Annotated in this window: 15 protein-coding genes; 11 read left to right on the forward strand and 4 right to left on the reverse strand. The window is 52.9% G+C overall.

The features are described from left to right. Positions 1 to 59: 59 nt before the first annotated feature. The 3 genes from KVT34_RS05010 to KVT34_RS05020 all read right to left on the reverse strand — a co-directional run bounded on the left by KVT34_RS05010 (position 60) and on the right by KVT34_RS05020 (position 4,112). Positions 60 to 1,280, reverse strand: coding sequence for a GNAT family N-acetyltransferase (locus KVT34_RS05010; RefSeq protein WP_217557084.1), 1,221 nt, complete (start codon positions 1,278 to 1,280; stop codon positions 60 to 62). A 418-nt stretch (positions 1,281 to 1,698) separates the two neighbouring features. Further along, a complete protein-coding gene (locus KVT34_RS05015; RefSeq protein ID WP_217557086.1) occupies positions 1,699 to 3,273 on the reverse strand; it encodes an FAD-dependent oxidoreductase in 1,575 nt (524 codons plus the stop codon). Positions 3,274 to 3,278: 5 nt separating this feature from the next. Further along, positions 3,279 to 4,112, reverse strand: coding sequence for a sugar phosphate isomerase/epimerase family protein (locus KVT34_RS05020; RefSeq protein WP_217557089.1), 834 nt, complete (start codon positions 4,110 to 4,112; stop codon positions 3,279 to 3,281). Positions 4,113 to 4,359: 247 nt separating this feature from the next. Here KVT34_RS05020 and KVT34_RS05025 point away from each other — a divergent pair, with 247 nt between their 5' ends. The 11 genes from KVT34_RS05025 (at position 4,360) to KVT34_RS31695 (ending at position 17,291) form a co-directional block, all read left to right on the forward strand. Further along, a complete protein-coding gene (locus tag KVT34_RS05025) occupies positions 4,360 to 4,446 on the forward strand; it encodes a YjcZ family sporulation protein (RefSeq protein WP_129112568.1) in 87 nt (28 codons plus the stop codon). 204 nt (positions 4,447 to 4,650) lie between these two features. Then, the gene (locus KVT34_RS05030) at positions 4,651 to 6,780 is read left to right on the forward strand and encodes a catalase (RefSeq protein WP_217557091.1); all 2,130 of its coding nucleotides are present in this window, start codon (positions 4,651 to 4,653) and stop codon (positions 6,778 to 6,780) included. 183 nt (positions 6,781 to 6,963) lie between these two features. Next, positions 6,964 to 7,698 carry an MBL fold metallo-hydrolase gene (locus KVT34_RS05035; protein ID WP_217557095.1) on the forward strand — a complete coding sequence of 245 codons (735 nt, stop codon included), beginning with the start codon at positions 6,964 to 6,966 and terminating at the stop codon, positions 7,696 to 7,698. A 1-nt stretch (position 7,699) separates the two neighbouring features. Next, complete coding sequence (locus KVT34_RS05040) at positions 7,700 to 8,302, forward strand: TetR/AcrR family transcriptional regulator (RefSeq protein ID WP_217557097.1); 603 nt, start codon at positions 7,700 to 7,702, stop codon at positions 8,300 to 8,302. A gap of 303 nt (positions 8,303 to 8,605) precedes the next feature. Then, the gene (locus tag KVT34_RS05045; RefSeq protein WP_217557099.1) at positions 8,606 to 11,020 is read left to right on the forward strand and encodes a glycosyl hydrolase family 18 protein; all 2,415 of its coding nucleotides are present in this window, start codon (positions 8,606 to 8,608) and stop codon (positions 11,018 to 11,020) included. A 254-nt stretch (positions 11,021 to 11,274) separates the two neighbouring features. Continuing rightward, complete coding sequence (locus KVT34_RS05050) at positions 11,275 to 12,006, forward strand: phosphonate ABC transporter ATP-binding protein (protein WP_217557102.1); 732 nt, start codon at positions 11,275 to 11,277, stop codon at positions 12,004 to 12,006. Between the two features lie 114 nt (positions 12,007 to 12,120). After that, a complete protein-coding gene (gene ilvD, locus KVT34_RS05055) occupies positions 12,121 to 13,806 on the forward strand; it encodes a dihydroxy-acid dehydratase (RefSeq protein WP_042225998.1) in 1,686 nt (561 codons plus the stop codon). 186 nt (positions 13,807 to 13,992) lie between these two features. After that, positions 13,993 to 14,577, forward strand: a complete 585-nt coding sequence (locus tag KVT34_RS05060) for an RNA polymerase sigma factor (protein ID WP_217557104.1) — start codon at positions 13,993 to 13,995, stop codon at positions 14,575 to 14,577. Continuing rightward, positions 14,546 to 16,180: a DUF4179 domain-containing protein gene (locus tag KVT34_RS05065; RefSeq protein ID WP_217557106.1), complete on the forward strand. Its 1,635-nt coding sequence runs from the start codon at positions 14,546 to 14,548 to the stop codon at positions 16,178 to 16,180. The genes KVT34_RS05060 and KVT34_RS05065 overlap by 32 nt, the downstream gene beginning before the upstream one ends. A 198-nt stretch (positions 16,181 to 16,378) precedes the next feature. Next, entirely contained in the window at positions 16,379 to 17,110 is a 732-nt protein-coding gene (locus KVT34_RS05070; protein ID WP_254634532.1) for an acetamidase/formamidase family protein, read from the forward strand. 37 nt (positions 17,111 to 17,147) lie between these two features. Beyond that, positions 17,148 to 17,291: a hypothetical protein gene (locus tag KVT34_RS31695; protein ID WP_254634533.1), complete on the forward strand. Its 144-nt coding sequence runs from the start codon at positions 17,148 to 17,150 to the stop codon at positions 17,289 to 17,291. A gap of 114 nt (positions 17,292 to 17,405) precedes the next feature. Here the strand turns inward: KVT34_RS31695 and KVT34_RS05075 are convergent, their stop codons facing one another. Further along, positions 17,406 to 18,275, reverse strand: coding sequence for an AraC family transcriptional regulator (locus tag KVT34_RS05075; protein WP_217557108.1), 870 nt, complete (start codon positions 18,273 to 18,275; stop codon positions 17,406 to 17,408). Positions 18,276 to 18,375: the final 100 nt, after the last annotated feature.

Raw genomic sequence — 18,375 nt, forward strand, 5'->3', positions numbered from 1 at the left:
AAGGAACGGCTTTTTTTGGTGTTTTTTTTCATAGAAGCTTGCGGCGGAAACTGTGACACTTAGAAGTAATCCGAGAAATAAGGCTGCTCATTCGCAATCAGCCTCTCCAGCAGCTGAACCGACTCTCTGTCTGCGTGAAACCGGCGTATCCGCTGCAGGTATGAAGGCCGCTTGTAGCTCATCAGCATCGTGGTCAGCGTCTGGATATCGAAGGAAGCGGAAGGAGTTCCGCCCCCGTCGGTCAGCCGGCCTTGGCCATCCTTGTCCACTGTCAAAGTGAACGTTCCCTGATTCCACTCCAGCATTGGATCATGCAGGTTGAAGGTTAACTTGCATTCTTGCCCCTGCGCTTGGAACGGGTACTGCTCAACGAACTGGCTTACATCCACGATCCGCGCCATGAAATAAGGCGCAATCGTTTCTTTGATATCCCCGTCCTCCAAGAGGAAGGACATCGGTTCGTCCTTGTAGGTATGGCCTTTTACATAGGTGACCATGGAGAAATGAGCACTAATGAAATTCCACAGGCCAGTCCGGGCTTCCTCATCGAGAAAAACCATTTCCTTCATATGAAAAATTTCGCCCGCGATCCAGTACAGCAAAAATCCGGAAGGTTCATGATCCGCATCGTAATAAATGGCCACGGTCATGTCGTCGAGATCCCAGCGCAAATATTCTTCCCAGGCCAAATTATTTCGCAGCATGGCGGCGTGGTTCTGTAAAGCGAAGCGTTGGTACACGGTTTGGATGTCCGGGTGTTCAATCGTCACCCGTTCCACGTTGCCGGGGACCGTTTTCAGCTTCGGCAGCTGCGTATCTTTGACTTCGAACGAAATTTTATCGGAAATAATTTCCCAGCCTTTGCGGCGGTAGTACGGGATGGAGTAAGGGTACAAATACGAGATCGACTGCCTGCGTCCCCGCATGTTCGTAAGAGCCTGCCGCATCAATTGGTTCATCAGCCCCATATTGGCGTATTCGGGATAAGTGCCGACGCCCGTCAAACCGCCCATATCGTAGATGCGGCCGAAAATATTCACTTGAAACGGGTACACGGCCAGCTGTGAAATCAGCTTGTCTTCATCGAACCAGCCCAGCACATCGGCCTGCTTCAGCACCGGAAGCTTCGCCTGGGCGATTTCGCGGTCTTCCCAGCCGAACGTTTGTAAATCATGGTTCGTCACCTGAAACACATAGCGGAGCAAATGGTTGAACTGTTCTCCGTGTTGGGGTTCCACGTTTTTCATTTTGAGTCTCTCTTGCAGTTTCCGGCGGCTCATGGTCGTACCTCCGTATCGGGCATTCCGTTATAGGGAGCACATGAGGGGGCATGGACTCCCAATTGTCAGCTTGCCCTTTTCATCCGGGATGTAATCAGCATAGAAAACGCGAGCGCACAGAAAAAAAGAGGCCGTGAATAATTAAAATTCAAGGTAGGAAACGACAACCGAGGCGGCAAAACCGAGTACGGACGCAATAAAAAAGACGGAGCGGAAAGCGTGCAGGAGGGTTTTTTGTTTTCCGATTATAGCAAAAAAACGTGAGTTCGGTGCTTTATCTTACCAAAAAAAGCCTCCAGAATGATCTGAAGGCTTAACGAATTTGGCGGATCGACTGGTCTCCCGAGCTCTTATATCCTATAACGCGAGCGGGAGATCGCGCCTATCCGATCAGGCTGAGCAGGACTCGCCGGGGAAATCAGACCGGCCTGAGGGCAGGCCATTCCAGCTCGATGCCGGCTTTGGCCAGGTGCGACTGGAATTTGGCCAGCTCGTCAGGATTGCCGCGAAGCTCACTCGGCGTCATGCCGTTGTCGATGCAGTAGGCGGCGCAGTATCCGGCCGCTTCGCCGATATTCCACTCGACGGGATGAAGCCGGTAGCAGCCGTTCGTGATATGCGTGACGCCGATGTTTTTGCCCGCGGCCAGCAGGTTGCGGACGCGCACCGGAATGAGGCTGCCGAGCGGGATCTGAAACGGCAGGGACGAGACGTCGATATACGGACGGTTCTCCGTGCTCGGATGCAGGTCGATGCGGTAGCAGCCGATTCCTACGCTGTCCGCGAACGCTTCGGCCCGGCCGTCGGGTCTGCAGGCGGTAGCGACGTGCTGCTCCAGCACGGTAAACTCCGCTTTGATCCGCCGCGACTCGCGGATGTAAGGATACATCGCCAGGCCGTCCTCCGTGCCGACGACATCTTTGCGCAGACGCAGGCCCGGGTAGCCTGTTCCGCCGTCCGGACGGGGCGCTTCCGTCTGCAGCCAGTACAGGAGAGAGAGCGATAACTGCTTGGCCTGGTACAGGTGTTTCTGCTTCTCTTCTTCGGGGACGTCGATAATGGAACCGAGCCAGTAATCGTTCTGCGGCCAGTTGACGAGCGAAATGTTGCTGCGGTAGGTTCCTTCACGAAAGTGCTCCATGTCCGCGATCTGCCGGTACCGGAAGAGGGAGAAGTGTTCCGTTCCCGGAAAAATTTCATACTTGACCGGCTCGTTCGTGGCAGGCTTGACACCCATCAGGCTGAGCAGGCGATCCGGCCAGAAATCCGCTTTGTAGGCTTTCCAGAAATCGTACATCTCGGGCTTTTCGATGACATGATTTTCGCCTTCCAGATGATCCACTGCGAAGCAGTATGTGAAACCCTGCATATCGCCGGGCAGAGGATCGCCGACTACCGCGTTCGGTTCCCTGGTTTCCGCGTACGACTCCGCGCCGGTCACATACTCCGCTTTCGCGAGCGGCAGCAGATCCCCGCATTCCGTTGCATCCAGGAAGTAGGGGGCCTTCAGGATGGTCAGCGCACCGCTGTCCAGGCTTTTTACCATAACCGATGTAATCGCGTCGCCGTCCGTTTCCGCACTTACCGGAATGTGCCTAAGCAGGATGGTCACCTGACCGCTGTGAACGTAAGGTGCCAGCATTTGCTGGAGAACGGCCAGTGCCGTTCTCGGTTCATGGCACAACCGGCTTACGGAGCCGCTGCCCGGATTAAGCTCCGTTATCGCTTTGGCCTCGGGCTTCATCGGGAAATAATCCCGGTAATAATTGCGCACACCTTCGCGGAATTGACGGTATGTACGGGTGCAGCCGAATTTTTCTATCCACGGGTGTTCGTCGGGGGGGACCGCCTGACTGGTGAGCTGTCCGCCGATCCACACGGTTTCTTCGGTCAGGATAACGCTTTTACCCGACTCGGCTGACGCAAGCGCTGCGGCGAAACCGCCGGTTCCTCCGCCTATAATAACGACATCAGCTAGTTGAATGGGTGTCATGGGGTTTAATCTCCTTTGGTTTGGACAAGATGGTTGAAATTTTGATAGCTTTTGCGGATTCCTTCGGCCTCGTCTCCGATTCCTTCGTATTCGAGGACATAGGCGCCGTTATATCCGGCTTCCTTCAGTCTGCTGACGATAATGTCCAGCTCGACATCCCCTTCACCGGCGAAGACGCCTTCATAGGTTTTGCCGCTCAGCGCTGCGTATCTTCCGGCAGGTGTTTCGGTAAAATCTTTAATATGTACATGTCCGATGTGAGGAAGAAGAACATCCAGCGCATGGAGCGGCTTCTCATCTACGAGCAGAAAGTTTCCCGTATCGAAGGTCGATTTCAGAGCCGGCGAGCCGACTCGTCTTAAAATCTCCAGGACCTGATCTCCTTTACCGGCCAGCTTGCCGTGATTTTCCAGGCATAGGGTGATGCCCGCTTGTTCAGCTAACACCGCCGCTTCTCCAAGGCCGGATACGATCCACTCAAGAGCGGAATCGAACGTATAGGCGTCGGACATATTTCCCGAGAAAACGCGGACAACCGACGCGCCCAGCCTGCCTGCCGTCTCGATCCCGTCTTTTACAACGCGCAGCGCTTCGGCTCTTTCGCCGGGTGTCCCTTTGACGAAATCATTGCCGACGGCATAGCTGGACAAGGTTATTCCGTTTTGTTTCAAAAAGGAAAGGACGGCGGGAATCTCGGCTTCTTTGTCTTTCCAGAAAACATCCAGAAGTTCGACACGGTCGATTCCTTCCTGCCGGCAAAAAGTGAGAAAATCCAGGACGGTTCCCTGATTTTCACGGGTCGTTCGGTGCATGCTCCACATGCTTAAAGACAGCTTCATCAAGTTGTAACCTCCAGGTTGAGGGGCCCGCTGCGGGGCGAATTTATTTTATTGTAAAAGGAGAGCCTCCCTCTTAGTAGGTCAATGTCATGACCATTTCTGGTAGTTTGATGCCGACCTGGCCGCACTGCCGATCCCGGCTTGCCAAGTTCCCGCGGAATTTTTCGGGAAACGGGAGAGGAGTCCAAAACAAAAGCTCCTTGCTGCATAAGATATCCTATCCCAAACAAAGAAAGGGTGTTTGCGAATGGGTTACGGTATCGGCACAAGCACAGCGGTCATTCTGGTTCTCTTCATTCTGCTGGTTATAGTCTCCCGTACTTTCTTGTACTAGACTAGACTCAGTGAACGAACGGAATCCCTGCCGGCCAAGCAGGGATTTTTTTGTTATGCGGTTTTAGGCGAAGGTTTCCTGCAGCAAGGTTTGATATGGAAGTTTCTGTGAAAATTTCTCGTCGGGATTTCGGTTTGGCTTTATCTGAAACAGGTTACTAAGTAGAAGAGTTTATTTCCTAACCAAATCAAAGGAGGTTGTCCGATGAAAAAAGACGATCAGCGCGAGCCTGTAAACGAACAAAGCAAAGACAAACAGCTTGAGCCATATAGGGTGGACGACACAGGGCAGAAGTTGACGACCAACCAGGGACTGCGCGTCAGCGAGGATGAGCATTCCTTGAAGGCCGGGGTGCGCGGGCCGACTTTGATGGAAGATTTTCATTTCCGGGAAAAAATGACTCATTTCGACCACGAGCGTATTCCCGAACGCATCGTACACGCAAGAGGATTTGGAGCACACGGTTATTTCCAGGTATACGAACCTATGACGGAGTATACAAAAGCGAAATTTCTGCAGGATCCTTCCGTAAAAACGCCCGTTTTTGTCCGTTTCTCGACGGTTGCCGGATCGCGCGGATCATCCGATACCGTCCGGGACGTCCGCGGCTTTGCCACGAAATTTTACACGGAAGAAGGCAATTACGATCTCGTCGGAAACAACATGCCCGTCTTCTTTATTCAGGACGCCATGAAGTTCCCGGACTTTGTCCACGCCGTCAAACCGGAGCCTCATAACGAAATTCCGCAGGCCCAATCCGCACACGATACATTCTGGGACTTCGTGACTTCCAATACCGAGACGGCTCACATGGTGATGTGGGCGATGTCGGACCGATCGCTACCGCGCAGTTTCCGGATGATGGAGGGCTTCGGAGTACATACGTTCCGGTTCGTAAACGAACAGGGCAAAGGGCATTTCGTCAAATTCCACTGGAAACCGCTGCTGGGCGTACATTCCCTGGTGTGGGACGAAGTGCAGAAGCTGGCGGGCAAAGATCCCGATTTCAACCGCCGGGATTTGTGGGATGCCATTGAGACGGGCAACTATCCGGAATTCGAATTCGGTGTTCAGATGATTAAAGAAGAAGACGAATTCATGTTTGACTTCGATATCCTGGACCCGACCAAGATCTGGCCGGAGGAACAGGTTCCGGTGAAAATCATCGGTAAAATGACGCTGAACCGGAATACCGACAATTTCTTCGCGGAAACCGAGCAAATCGCTTTCCATCCGGGACATGTCGTGCCGGGGATTGATTTTACGAACGATCCTCTGCTACAGGGTAGACTGTTTTCTTATACGGATACTCAGCTTTCCCGCTTGGGCGGGCCGAACTTCCACGAAATCCCGATCAACCGGTCGGTTGCTCCCGTGCATAACAACCAGCGCGACGGCATGCACCGGATGACGATCAACCGCGGTCCGGTCAGCTATCATAAAAACTCGCTGGCAGGCAATTCTCCGGAGCCCGCATCGGAAAAAGAAGGCGGCTACGCTCACTACGCGGAGAAGGTGGAAGGCCGCAAGATCCAAGCGCGCAGCGACAGCTTCAAGGACCATTTCAGCCAGGCGACCTTGTTCTGGAACAGTATGTCCGCGGTTGAAAAGCAGCATATCGTGAACGCGTTCCGGTTTGAGCTCGGCAAAGTGAAAACCAAAGAAATCCGTCAGCGGGCCGTCGATATGTTCAGTCAAGTGAGTGCGGATCTGGCGAAGCGGATTGCCGCAGGAATCGGTGCCAAAGCGCCGGAAAATACCTCCGACTCCGGCGTGACGCTGTCCTCTCCGGCACTCAGCCAGATGAACACCGTGAAAACGCCGCTGACCCGCAAAGTGGCCGTACTGGCCGGCAACGGCTTCCGCGGCAAAGAAGTGAGCGGCATGCTCCAATCGTTGAAGGCGGCCGGTCTCGTGCCGGAAGTGGTCAGCGTGCAGCTCGGCACGATCGTATGCGACGGCGGAAATCCGCTGGAAGTGGATCATTCCCTTCTCACCGCCGATTCCGTGCTGTTTGACGCCGTCTATATAGCGGGGGGACGTCAAAGCGCCGATGAGCTTCTGGCGGATTCCAAAACGGCGGACTTCGTCAAAGAAGCCTTCCAGCACTACAAGACCATCGGTGCTGTAGGTGAAGGCGTGGAGATTCTCGCCGCAGCGGGAATCGCCGGATCGGCTGCCGGCAGTCCGCCGCCTACGGCCACGCCGGAAATTCAGCCGGGCGTGTTGGCAGCGGATCGAGCGGACGAGGCGGCAGGCTTCAGCCGTGATTTTGCGGCTGCCGTCGCCCAGCACCGGCATTGGGACCGCAGCCTGCAATCGCAGGCGAGGTAAGGCGAAGGAAGCTCAGCTTCGGCAAGGATTCGCTTGCCATGCATGACCCCTGATAATTCAGGGGTCTTTGTGCTTTTACGGATCACGAGAATAAGGAAATTAAACTTTTAGCTTGCAAAAACTAATGACATTAGTTATTATAAAACTAACAAGATTAGTTTTCAGAAGCGGAGGAACATTTCAATGAAAATAACTCGTGAAGGCGATCTTTACCAACTAGCTTTTTTACCCCGGATGTTTCCGGTAAACTGTTACCTGGTGGAAGAAAAGGACGGATTAACGCTCATAGACGCGGCGATGCCTTTCAGTGCCAAAGGCATTATGAAAGCGGCCGGCGGAATCGGCAAACCGATTAAGCGGATCGTCCTGACACATGCACATGACGATCATGTCGGCGCTCTCGACGAACTCAAGCGGCTGCTGCCTCAAGCGGAGGTGTTTATCTCCGCCCGAGACGCGCGCCTGCTTAAGGGGGACGCGACTCTAGATCCCGATGAGCCTCAGACGCCGGTGCGCGGGGCGGTTCCGAAGAAAGTGACGACCGTTCCCGACGTGCTGCTGAAGGAAGGAGACCGGATCGGTTCCCTGCTCGCGCTGTCCACACCGGGTCATACGCCGGGTTCCATGAGCTTCCTCGATGTCCGCAGCAATGCTGTCATTGCGGGCGATGCCCTGCAGCTCAGAGCGGGGATAGCCGTTGCGGGTCAAGTTAAACTGCTTTTCCCGTTTCCGGCGCTGGCTACCTGGAACAAATCCGAAGCGCTGGACAGCGTCAAGAAGCTACGGGATTATTCCCCGTCTCTGCTTGCGGTCGGGCATGGTACGATGCTGCAAAATCCCGCCTCCCAACTGGATGTGGCCATAGCCGCTGCCGAACGCAATCTCGCCGCCTCGCTAAACGGAAGGAGTTCACATTAACATGTCGCCAAGAATCGGTCTCGATGAACAAACGCTTCTCAAAGCGGCTGCGGAGCTGGCCGACGAGCATGGTTTTGAAGCCGTTACCTTGGCTTCACTGGCACAGAAGCTCCATGTGCGTTCGCCGTCTTTGTACAATCATATCGAAGGACTCGGGGCCTTGAGAGCCAAGCTTGCTCTCCATAGTCTGTCGATCCTTCACAGCGACTTGGCCGCTGCAGTCGAAGGATTGGCAGGCGATGAGGCCGTTTTTGCTCTCGGGGAAGCTTATGCGGCCTTTGCCCGCAGACATCCCGGCCTTTATGAAGCCACACTCCGCGCACCCGACCGTAATAACAGCGAGCTGGAGCGTATTTCAGCCGAGATTGTCGGCCTGATCGTCGGAGTACTCGGCTACTACGGACTTGAAGGGGATGCGGCTATCCACGCGACAAGAGGGATTCGCAGCATTTTGCACGGCTTTTCGTCCATCGAGCGTTCCGGAGGTTTCGGGATCGCGCTTTCGGTGGAGGAGAGCCAGAAGCTGCTGATCTCGGCTTTTCTCGCCGGTATTCATGTGATGAAACAAGAGGAAACCGGGCAGCCGAGTCCCCGCAGTCGATAGAAAGTTCTTGCTAATGCGGCAGAAGCCGATCCGTAGTTTCGCTTTATTAAAAGGAGCCTTCCGGGCTTCTTTTTATTTTCCAGTAAAATGGATATAATTCTCCCTCCATCATGCGAATGTCCCCCTTGTGGAAAACGCTTCCATATTTAAAAATAGGATCATGGCTTCTGCGCCCACACCGGTATAAGCTCCTTACATTCCGGGAGTTTTTATACAATTTACAGGAAAGGGGACGAAGAATCTTTACGCCTGCCAGGGAAGGCAAGGACCGCACAAAATTTAAATAGTGAAAGGAGTTATTTTATGCACGCAACGCAAGCGTACGGTAAGAAATTACTCCCATTGCTGCTGCTGGTCACGTTATTGCTCAGTTTACTTCCCATTTATCCCTCGACATCATCGGGAGCGGCCGCCCAATGGGCGCCGAACACGGCTTACAAAGCGAAAGATCTTGTATCCTACAACGGTGTTACGTATGAATGCCTGCAGCCTCACACTTCCTTGAACGGTTGGGAACCCCCGAACGTAGCTTCGCTGTGGAAAAAAGCGGAGGACCCTGCACCGACTCCCAGCCCTAGCACAAGTCCCAATCCGAGTCCTAGCCCTAACCCTAGTCCAAGTCCAAGCCCCAATCCAAGCCCGACTCCAAGTCCTAGCCCAGGTACGGGAGCACCCGCCTGGCAGGCCGGAACCGCTTATAAAGTAGGCGATCTCGTGTCTTACAACGGCAAGACGTATAAAGCCCTTGCCGCCCATACCGCGCTTGTGGGCTGGGAACCGGCTACGACGCCGACGCTCTGGAAGCTCGATTCGTCCGATCCGACCAAGCCTGAACCGACGACGCCTTTCTGCGCGCCGGATTGGAGCGCTTCGAAAATTTACGCGAAAGGCAAAATTGTCGGGTATAAAGGAAAGGCTTACAGAGCCATTTCCGACGTACACGGCATTGCGCCGGACGACACCACTTATAACATGTGGGAAGTAGCCGGCAAAATCAGCAACGATCTTTGTCCGGTGTCCATCCCGAACAACATAGATTACGGCACGGCGAACCCGGGAACCGGCAATACCAACGCCGGCAAAATTAACCCGACGGGCGCAATCAGCGCCGGACATCCCGTCTCCGGCACGGGAACGGGCGGCACTAAAGGCGGCATCGATCCCGCCACGGATCCCGGCGGCAACCATCCCGGCTTTGACGCCGATACGGGCGGACGTGTCGCCAAGCTTCCATCGGGCACACTGCCGCTGCAGCACAACACCTACGAGATGAGCGCCGGCCAGGAAGTCGTCGAGTACCTCGGTGACTGGGCCATCTACGGCCGCCGGTTCGATTTCAGCAAGCTTCCGGTGAAGAACGTGAACCGGCTTGTCTACGGCTTCGCGGGAGTCTGCTTCCCGGCTGCCCAGAACACGCAGGACCCGGGCTTCCCGACCACGGCCCCGGCATCGGTCAACCGGACGTGCAAGCAGAGCAACCTGCCTGACGGAGCGATGGCTATCGCGGATTTTGAAGCCGCTTTCTTGCGGACCCTTCCCGGTCAGACGGGTGGCAAAATCACGGGAACCGAGAGCATGTACGATCTCGATCCGAACGATGTCGCAGGCGTCTTCGGCGCCCTCTACCAGCTCCGCAAAACGAACCCGAACCTGAAGCTGGATCTCTCCGTAGGCGGCTGGACGCTGAGCGAAGGCTTCCCGTGGATGGCTTCCGACACGACCCGCCGCAAAGCGTTCGTCGATTCCGTCGTCCGTTTCCTGGAACAGTTCGGCTTTGACGGCGTCGACATCGACTGGGAATATCCCGCTTCCGACGGTGCCGTCATAGGGATGGCACGCAAGGACGATCCCGAGAACTACATCAAGCTTCTGAAAGAACTGCGGGCCGGCCTCGACTGGCTCACCAAGAAAACCGGCAAGGAATACCGCTTGTCGAGCGCGATTCCGGCTACGGAAGAAAAACTGGCCAAGATCGACTGGGCCGAAGCGAGCAAATACCTCAACCGTCTTTATGCGATGACCTATGACTTGAGCGGCGCTTGGGAACGCGAGCTTGGCCATCACACGCCGCTGTATCCCAACCCGAATGCCAAGGACCCCGCAACGGGCAAGCATGTGGATCTTTCCCTGGATACAACCGTCAAGCTGCTTAAAGGATACGGCGTTCCGGCCAATAAAATCATGATCGGCATCGCCAACTATCACCGCTCCAAAGCGATGAAAAACGGAGACATTACGGAATACACGAACGGTCTGATCGGTAAATCGACGTTCGGGGACCCGGCCTGGAAAGCCAAAAGCCTGATTCTCGGCATCGCCGGCGTAGGCTCTTGGGAAGCCGGAGTCGTCGAAGGTTACGACCTTTATCAGAATTACCTGGATAAAGATCTGAAGCCTAAGAACGGCTATAAGCTTTATACCGATAAAGCGGCCAATGCCGATTACCTCGTGAATCCGATCGGCTCGTTCATCACCGTAGAAACGCCGCGCACCGTCGCGCTTAAGACGCAATATGCCAAGGATAACGGGCTTGCCGGTATTTTCGGATGGCAGCTTGAGCAGGATAACGGCTACAACCTCAACGCGCTGAACCATATTCTCGGCAATAAGCTGGTCAGCGATGTTTCGGACGGCAAGCCGAAGGATCAAATTGCGGTATGCGGCCAGAACGTGACCGCCGCCGAATGCGATCAGCTTAACGCAAGTTTGAAAAAGTAAAAGAAGGAGTACGGCTCTCGTGACATTCCGGCGATCCGGCCGGTTAATCCGGAAAGCTAAATTTTCATAAGCGGTAGCTGCGGACCCTCCTGCGGATGTCATCTTTCGGACACCGGCGGGAGGGTTTCGTACGTCCGCCTGACGAAACGATTCCTCATCGACCGTGTTTTTGCTATAATAGGTGAAACTAGCAAAGGCTGACGCACGCGGTTGTAAGCGTGTGCACCTAACGGAGACGAGGGAGCATACGGCTGATGTTGACGATACGCAATTTGACCAAGAAGCTGACCACGGGACAGGAGATCCTTTCCAAAATATCGCTACAAATCGACGAAGGCGAGCTGATCGGGCTTGTCGGCGCAAGCGGGAGCGGAAAAACGACCCTGCTGAAGTGCATCGCTTTGAAAGAAAAATGGGACGACGGCCAGTTCATTTATAACGACAGGGATATTACGTCGCTCGGGATCGCCGAGAAATTCAAGCTGAAGCGGGATTGGGCGTTTATCGAAGAAAGCCCGGCACTGGACCGGAAGCAGACGGCCGTCAAGAACGTGCTGAAAGGGCGGTTCTACGAAAAGTCCGTCATGCGCGTATTAACCGGCACGAATGCCCGGGACGAGCATGTGCTTGCCATGGACTACCTGGAGAAAGTCGGCCTGCTCGATAAAGCCGAGAAGAAGGTCGAGGATTTGAGCGGGGGAGAGCGGCAGAGAGTTTCGATCGCGCGGGCGCTCGTACAGGGAGCGAAAATCGTCATTGCGGACGAGCCGGTATCCGGTCTTGATCCCGAAGCCGCCAACAGCGTGCTGAAAGATTTACGCGAGCTGTGCAAGCGGGAGAAGGTAACGGTCGTCTGCTCCCTGCACAACGTGGAGTTCGCGGAGCGGTATGCCAGCCGCATCTGGGGCCTCGCCGGAGGGAAGATCGTCCTGGACATCCCGGGCCGTAAACTCTCCTCCATGGAGCGCTCGAAAATTTTCGATTGATATTTTTCGACATTGCTTTGCAAAAAAGATAGGCAAAAAAGGATTATCCGTGATACAATTCCTTTTAATGCAGTAAAACGGCAACGCACTTGATAGAAGCGGGAGGAATCATAGATGGCTAAACAAGGCATGAGAAGCGATATGATCAAGAAGGGGTTCGACCGGGCGCCGCACCGCAGCCTGCTGCGCGCGGCCGGAGTCAAGGAAGAGGATTTCGGCAAACCGTTTATCGCGGTGTGCAACTCTTATATTGATATCGTACCGGGTCACGTTCATCTGCAAGAATTCGGTAAAATCGTGAAAGACGCGATCCGCGAAGCGGGCGGCGTGCCATTTGAATTCAACACGATCGGCGTGGACGACGGCATCGCCATGGGCCACATCGGCATGCGTTACTCCCTTCCGAGCCGCGAAATTATCGCGGACTCTCTGGAGACGGTCGTTTCCGCACACTGGTTCGACGGTATGGTATGTATCCCGAACTGTGACAAAATCACTCCGGGCATGATGATGGGCGCCCTTCGCGTCAACATTCCGACCGTATTCGTAAGCGGCGGCCCGATGAAAGCGGGTAAAGACAGCAAAGGCCGTTCGATCTCCCTGACTTCCGTATTCGAAGGCGTCGGTGCTTACCAGGTCGGTAAAATCGACGATAAAGCTCTGCTTGAGCTTGAACAATACGGCTGTCCGACCTGCGGTTCCTGTTCCGGCATGTTTACGGCGAACTCCATGAACTGCCTGTGTGAAGCGCTTGGTCTGGCTATGCCGGGCAACGGCACGATTCTCGCGGTATCTCCGGAACGCAGAGAGTTCGTGAAACAATCCGCGAAACAGCTTATGGAGCTGATCAAGCTCGATCTGAAGCCGCGCGACATTGTCACGAAAGAAGCCATCGACAACGCGTTCGCGCTGGATATGGCAATGGGCGGATCTACGAATACCGTTCTTCATACACTTGCTCTCGCTCATGAAGCGGGATTCGAATACCCGATCGAGCGCATCAACGAAGTGGCGAACCGTGTGCCGCATCTGTCCAAAGTCGCTCCGGCATCGGACTGGCACATCGAGGATATCCACGAAGCCGGCGGCGTAAGCGCGGTTATCAACGAGCTTCTCAAGAAGCCGGACGCTATCCACGGCGACTGCATCACCGTAACCGGCAAGACGCTTGCCGAGAACGTGGCCGGCGCGGAGATTTTGAACAAGGAGGTTATCCACACGCTGGATAACCCGCATTCCGAGCGTGGCGGCCTGGCCGTCTTGTTCGGTAACCTGGCTCCGAACGGCAGCATCATCAAGGTCGGCGCGGTAGACCCTTCCGTAGGCGGACGCCATGTCGGACCGGCTATCTGCTTTGACTCCCAGGACGATGCGCTGTACGGCATCGCCAACGGCAAAGTCAAAGAAGGCCACGTGGTGGTCATCCGCTACGAAGGCCCTAAAGGCGGCCCCGGCATGCCGGAAATGCTCGCTCCGACTTCCCAGATCGTCGGCATGGGCCTCGGCGCCAAAGTCGGCCTGATCACGGACGGCCGTTTCTCCGGCGCATCCCGGGGAATCAGCATTGGCCACATTTCGCCGGAAGCGGCCGAAGGCGGACCGATCGCTTTCGTCCAGGACGGCGACATCATCGAGCTGGATCTGATCGAGCGCAAAATCGAGCTGAAAATCAGCGACGAAGAAATGGAAGAGCGCCGCAAAGGCTGGAAAGGGTTCGAACCGAAGGTGAAAACCGGCTACCTGGCCCGCTATTCCAAGCTTGTTACGAACGCCAGCACCGGCGGCGTCATGAAGATCTAATCCGAACTTATCCCGTCCATAAGCTTTTATGCTAAACTGGACATGAAAGAGCCCCGTAGCTAAACGGGGCTCTTTTTTTAACAAAAATTATTTTCGACTCGTAAGGATCTTTCGCTAAACTCTGTGAGAGATTGGAGCATAAGCGACCGTCAATAGAGTATGGAAAGATAAGGGGGGGGGCAGGTAGTGGAAGCAGGCGAAGATTTATGCAGAATCGAGAAGCTGTATATCGAAGGTGTGTTGAGAGGAAATAAAAACGATTTTGCTTACTTGGTCGACAGGTACAAAAACAAAGTATACATGTTGCTGCGTGGGATGGGTGCCGAACCTCAGGATGCTCAAGACTTGACACAAGATGCCTTCATTAAGGCTTACCGGAAACTCGACCAGCACGATCCGGACAAAAGCTTTGCGGCCTGGTTATACACAATTGCCGCAAACATATTCAAGGATTCGAAAAAGCGGAAAAAGATTCCGACGGAGCTGCTGGCAGAACAGGATCAGACTCCAGAAAAAGGGCCTGAAGAGATTTTATTGCTTTCGGAAAAGCAGAAAGAGATGCAGTATAGAATTTCGAAGCTCCCGGTCAATTACCGGCTTGTCCTGCTGCTTAGATATACGAACGATCTTAATTACGCTGAGATAAGCGAGATCATGGGCTGCCATGTAAGCAAGGTCCAGAATGATCTGTACCGGGCAAGACTGAAATTAAAAAAAATGATACTTGGGGAGGTGATTGATGATGAAATGTTGGAAGCCAGAAGACTTTGAACAAAAAAGTTTAAACGGTACTGACTTTAGTTCAACGGAAATGAAGCATCATTTAGCTGGTTGTGAATTTTGCCGGAACACTTATGCTGAGTGGATGGAAGAACAAGAAAACTTGATGCAGTTGCTTTATCCGGATATGCTTCCTGCTTCTTTTACTGAAGGAGTAATGCAATCGATCAGTTCTGAAGTAGAAATTTTCAAAGATTCAATCGTAACCGCGAATGAAACTAAGTTGCACCAAGCAAGACGATTCCAAAAACGCTGGAAGCTTGCAGCCGTTATAGCAGTGCTTATAGTGTTTATCAGTACGGCAACTTTTTTTTCAGTCCCCACACTTGCAGACATGGTTCGCTCCTTTTTTGCCGGGAACAACGCGGATATCGGTTTGCTGAAAGCGCAAGAACTTGGATTGGTGCAACATCCTAATATTAAAGTGACAGACAAAGGATACATACTGAAAATCGATGAAGCTGTCGCAGATTCCACTAGAGTCGTAGTAGCACTCCAACTATTTGGACCGGATGGAAAACATGACAGGAATAACATCACCTTTGATGATAAAAATTACATTTTTATTAAAGATGAAAAAGGAAATAAAGTAGGCGAAATGTACGATTATGGATCAACGGCAGATTTTTATTACATGATAGCTTTTTTTTCCGAGCCCATAAAAACGGATCGTCTTACAATTGAAGGGAAAATACAAGAACTCGGAAAATCAGGAACCCATATACCCACTGTACCTGGAAATTGGGATTTTAAATTTGATGTTGATTTAAAAGAAGCCAATAAACTGACACATATCATTCCACTGCAAGGGGAATACACAAGCCCCGATGGGTTAACTGTTCATTTAAAAAGATTGACGCGAATGGTGCAGGGAGTTCGTCTGGAATTTGACACACAGCTTAGTGAAGAAGCATTAAAGCGATCGCCTGAAGAGCTCTGGAAGGAGCAGAAGCTGGCATTTCATTTTGAAGATCTTGAAGGAAATGAAATTCACAGTGTCAACTCGAGGAAAATGCCAAGAACGGATAGTGTAATGACAAGTTCAAAAATAGCGGGTAACATTCCTGGTTTGATGCATTGGAGCTATACTTTTAAGTATTTGCCAACAGATTCGCCATATATGTTTATTTTAGACGGATATTCCATTGCGGAAATCGATGGAACTTCTGTTGAGTTTAACCCCCTGAAGCTTAAAGAAAAACCGATCAAGCTCGAATGGCAGAAAGATCAGCTAGAGTTGAAAGATTTTACAGTTGAAAATCCTCCAGATACTAATGGAGATGCACCTGAAAGCAGTCTTCAAATAACTGGGGAATTGTGGAATGAATTCGGCTTCGATAAATGGGCATTAAGAACACTTGACAACAGTGAATTCATTTCCCAGCCTAGAGGAGGTATGAGTATTGGCGGAAATACGTGGAAAGATGGGAAAATGGTTATGGAAGGCGGCGTGCAAACAAAACCATTCGAATTTCGTTTTCCGGCTCTAAATCCGATCCCGGATAAATTGACACTTGTTAGGACAGTCATCGGGAAGCGATACACCAATACGGACTGGAGATTGGAGTTGTTCGAGAAAAAAAACGGGCAGTAAAATTGAACGAATGTTCCTTACATGAAAGTTTGATCCAAAGCCGATCTTCGCAAATGTCCATCACGATTGGGTTCGCCTTCGCCTTCAACGATTGCACGCTGTTAACGGTTGCGCTTATACTGAAAATACCGAAATTACCGATGCTCTGAAGCAATGTGAAAGCCAAGGAAAATTCCTCGATCTCAAGGAGGCGAAACGATGGCTGTACACCACTTTCAACCCAAGCATTACCATAGCACCATGGGGGCGCACGAGCCCGTACTCAAAATTGCCGATGGCGATTCCGTCATGACATCCACAGTAGACGCCAGAGGCTGGGACTACAGAGGGGAAAGCGTGGCCGGGCGCGGCAATCCGATGACGGGACCCTTCTATGTGGAAGGGGCGCAGCCAGGCGATACGCTTGCCGTACGGCTTGAGTCGATGGTGCCGAGCCGGGATTGGGGCTGGACGTGCAATATACTGGCGCCGAACGTCGTCGATCCGATAGCTGCCGCAGCTTTGCCGCCGATCGACATTGTGCGTTGGTCTGTGGACGCTGAGCAAGGTTCGGTTGTTTTGGAAAAGCCGACGTCCGGTTTGGCCGGATTGAAGCTGGAAGCGCGCCCGTTTCTGGGCTGCTTTGGCGTTGCCCCTCCGAAAGATCAGGTGATTTCAACGGCAACGAGCGGGGAATACGGCGGGAATATGGACAATAAAGGTCTTGTAGCCGGTGTTACCGTCTATTTTCCGGTTTTTGCGGAGGGGGCGCTCTTCTATCTGGGGGGACGGGCATGCTGCTCAAGGCTGCGGGGAAATTGTGGGCACCGGTGTGGAAATTTCGCTCGACGTCCATTTCACTGTTCAGGTATGGAAGGGGAAAACGATCGGCTGGCCGCGAGGCGAATCGGACACGCACTGGTTTTGCATCGGCAACGCGAGGCCGCTTGATCAAGCGCTTCAGCATGCAACGACGGAAATGCTGGCTATGCTGACGAAAGACTATGGCCTGACTGCCTCGGAAGCAAGCCTGCTCCTGGGCCAAACAGTGGAATACGAGGTAGCCAATGTGTTCAACCCCGCCTACACCGTCGTATGTAAAGTACCCAAAGCCGTGCTGTCCATGCTATAAAAGAACGGTTTATCTGACAAAATGGCGATCGCTCTACGGTATAAAACCGGAAGCGATCGCCATTTTACTCTGGTATAGCCGGGCAATTATATCGATTCTCGTATCGAATTAAACTTACTTTTCCTTCACTGGGATCCATATTTCGCTTCTGTAGGTCGGGGAACTGGTGTCTTTGCTTTCGTTCCATAGCAGCTCCGGTCCCTCCGTACTTTCATAACCGGACGATGGAAACCACTCGGCATAAATACGGCCCCAAATATTTTGAAGTGTCTGGGGGAAAGGTCCGACCGCTTCGAATACCGCCCAGGTGGAAGCTTTAACTTCCAACTGAGCCAAGTGATCCGGGCAGTCCGCAGTAGTTGCCGCGCCGATATAATGATCAAGTTCCCCGTGCTCCAAACGTCCTTCCGAGAAGTTCACGGATGCGCTGATCAGCCCGGAAGGCTCCACGTTTGACAATGATTTCAGCAGTGTGATCGTTTCCATATTCAAACTTTGCCACATAGCGGCCACCTCCGGGTTAACCCCATTATAGATCAGGGGCACTCTCTTTTTTAACCCGACGATCCGGAATGCATCCTTCTCTACCAAACGATAATTCATTTCATTTCCTCCTTGTATCGTTAATTGGAAGGTCATGCGCGGGTAAGCTTTCAATGAATGTCCGCGAGTACGTGCTTCGGACGGATTAATCCCATGTAGACTAAGAAATGCCCTCGCAAAAGAATCCGAAGAGCTGTAGCCGTACTTAACGGCCACATCCAGCAGCCTGAGGTCCGTGCCGGCCAGCTCGAAGGCTGCAAGCGTAAGACGTCTGCGGCGGATATACTCCGAGAGCGTGACACCCGCAAGGGTTGAAAACATCCGTTTGAAATGATACTCCGAGCATACCGCGAGTCTGGCGACTTCTTTGAAATCAATGTCATTCGTAAGATTTGCTTCGATGTAAGCAAGGGCGCTGTTCATCTTTTCCAGCCCATTCATACGCATGACCTCCTTTCAACTTAACAATAGCAGGATCCGATTTTTCGCATCCGACAATTCGTGCACCGTTTTGCAGGGGTTGCAAAAAGCCGGCCTTCCT

This window comes from Paenibacillus sp. GbtcB18, from assembly GCF_019091125.1.
In the GTDB taxonomy this organism is placed as follows: domain Bacteria; phylum Bacillota; class Bacilli; order Paenibacillales; family NBRC-103111; genus Paenibacillus_F; species Paenibacillus_F chitinolyticus.

What these genes read in the sequence shown, in the direction of transcription:
- KVT34_RS05040 (WP_217557097.1), top strand. Translation starts at nt 7,700, where the DNA reads ATGTCGCCAAGAATCGGTCTCGATGAACAAACGCTTCTCAAAGCGGCT.
- KVT34_RS31695 (WP_254634533.1), top strand. Translation starts at nt 17,148, where the DNA reads ATGCTGACGAAAGACTATGGCCTGACTGCCTCGGAAGCAAGCCTGCTC.
- KVT34_RS05010 (WP_217557084.1), bottom strand. Translation starts at nt 1,280, where the DNA reads ATGAGCCGCCGGAAACTGCAAGAGAGACTCAAAATGAAAAACGTGGAA.
- KVT34_RS05030 (WP_217557091.1), top strand. Translation starts at nt 4,651, where the DNA reads ATGAAAAAAGACGATCAGCGCGAGCCTGTAAACGAACAAAGCAAAGAC.
- KVT34_RS05035 (WP_217557095.1), top strand. Translation starts at nt 6,964, where the DNA reads ATGAAAATAACTCGTGAAGGCGATCTTTACCAACTAGCTTTTTTACCC.
- KVT34_RS05070 (WP_254634532.1), top strand. Translation starts at nt 16,379, where the DNA reads ATGGCTGTACACCACTTTCAACCCAAGCATTACCATAGCACCATGGGG.
- KVT34_RS05075 (WP_217557108.1), bottom strand. Translation starts at nt 18,275, where the DNA reads ATGAATGGGCTGGAAAAGATGAACAGCGCCCTTGCTTACATCGAAGCA.
- KVT34_RS05065 (WP_217557106.1), top strand. Translation starts at nt 14,546, where the DNA reads ATGATGAAATGTTGGAAGCCAGAAGACTTTGAACAAAAAAGTTTAAAC.
- KVT34_RS05015 (WP_217557086.1), bottom strand. Translation starts at nt 3,273, where the DNA reads ATGACACCCATTCAACTAGCTGATGTCGTTATTATAGGCGGAGGAACC.
- KVT34_RS05050 (WP_217557102.1), top strand. Translation starts at nt 11,275, where the DNA reads ATGTTGACGATACGCAATTTGACCAAGAAGCTGACCACGGGACAGGAG.
- ilvD (WP_042225998.1), top strand. Translation starts at nt 12,121, where the DNA reads ATGGCTAAACAAGGCATGAGAAGCGATATGATCAAGAAGGGGTTCGAC.
- KVT34_RS05045 (WP_217557099.1), top strand. Translation starts at nt 8,606, where the DNA reads ATGCACGCAACGCAAGCGTACGGTAAGAAATTACTCCCATTGCTGCTG.
- KVT34_RS05020 (WP_217557089.1), bottom strand. Translation starts at nt 4,112, where the DNA reads ATGAAGCTGTCTTTAAGCATGTGGAGCATGCACCGAACGACCCGTGAA.
- KVT34_RS05025 (WP_129112568.1), top strand. Translation starts at nt 4,360, where the DNA reads ATGGGTTACGGTATCGGCACAAGCACAGCGGTCATTCTGGTTCTCTTC.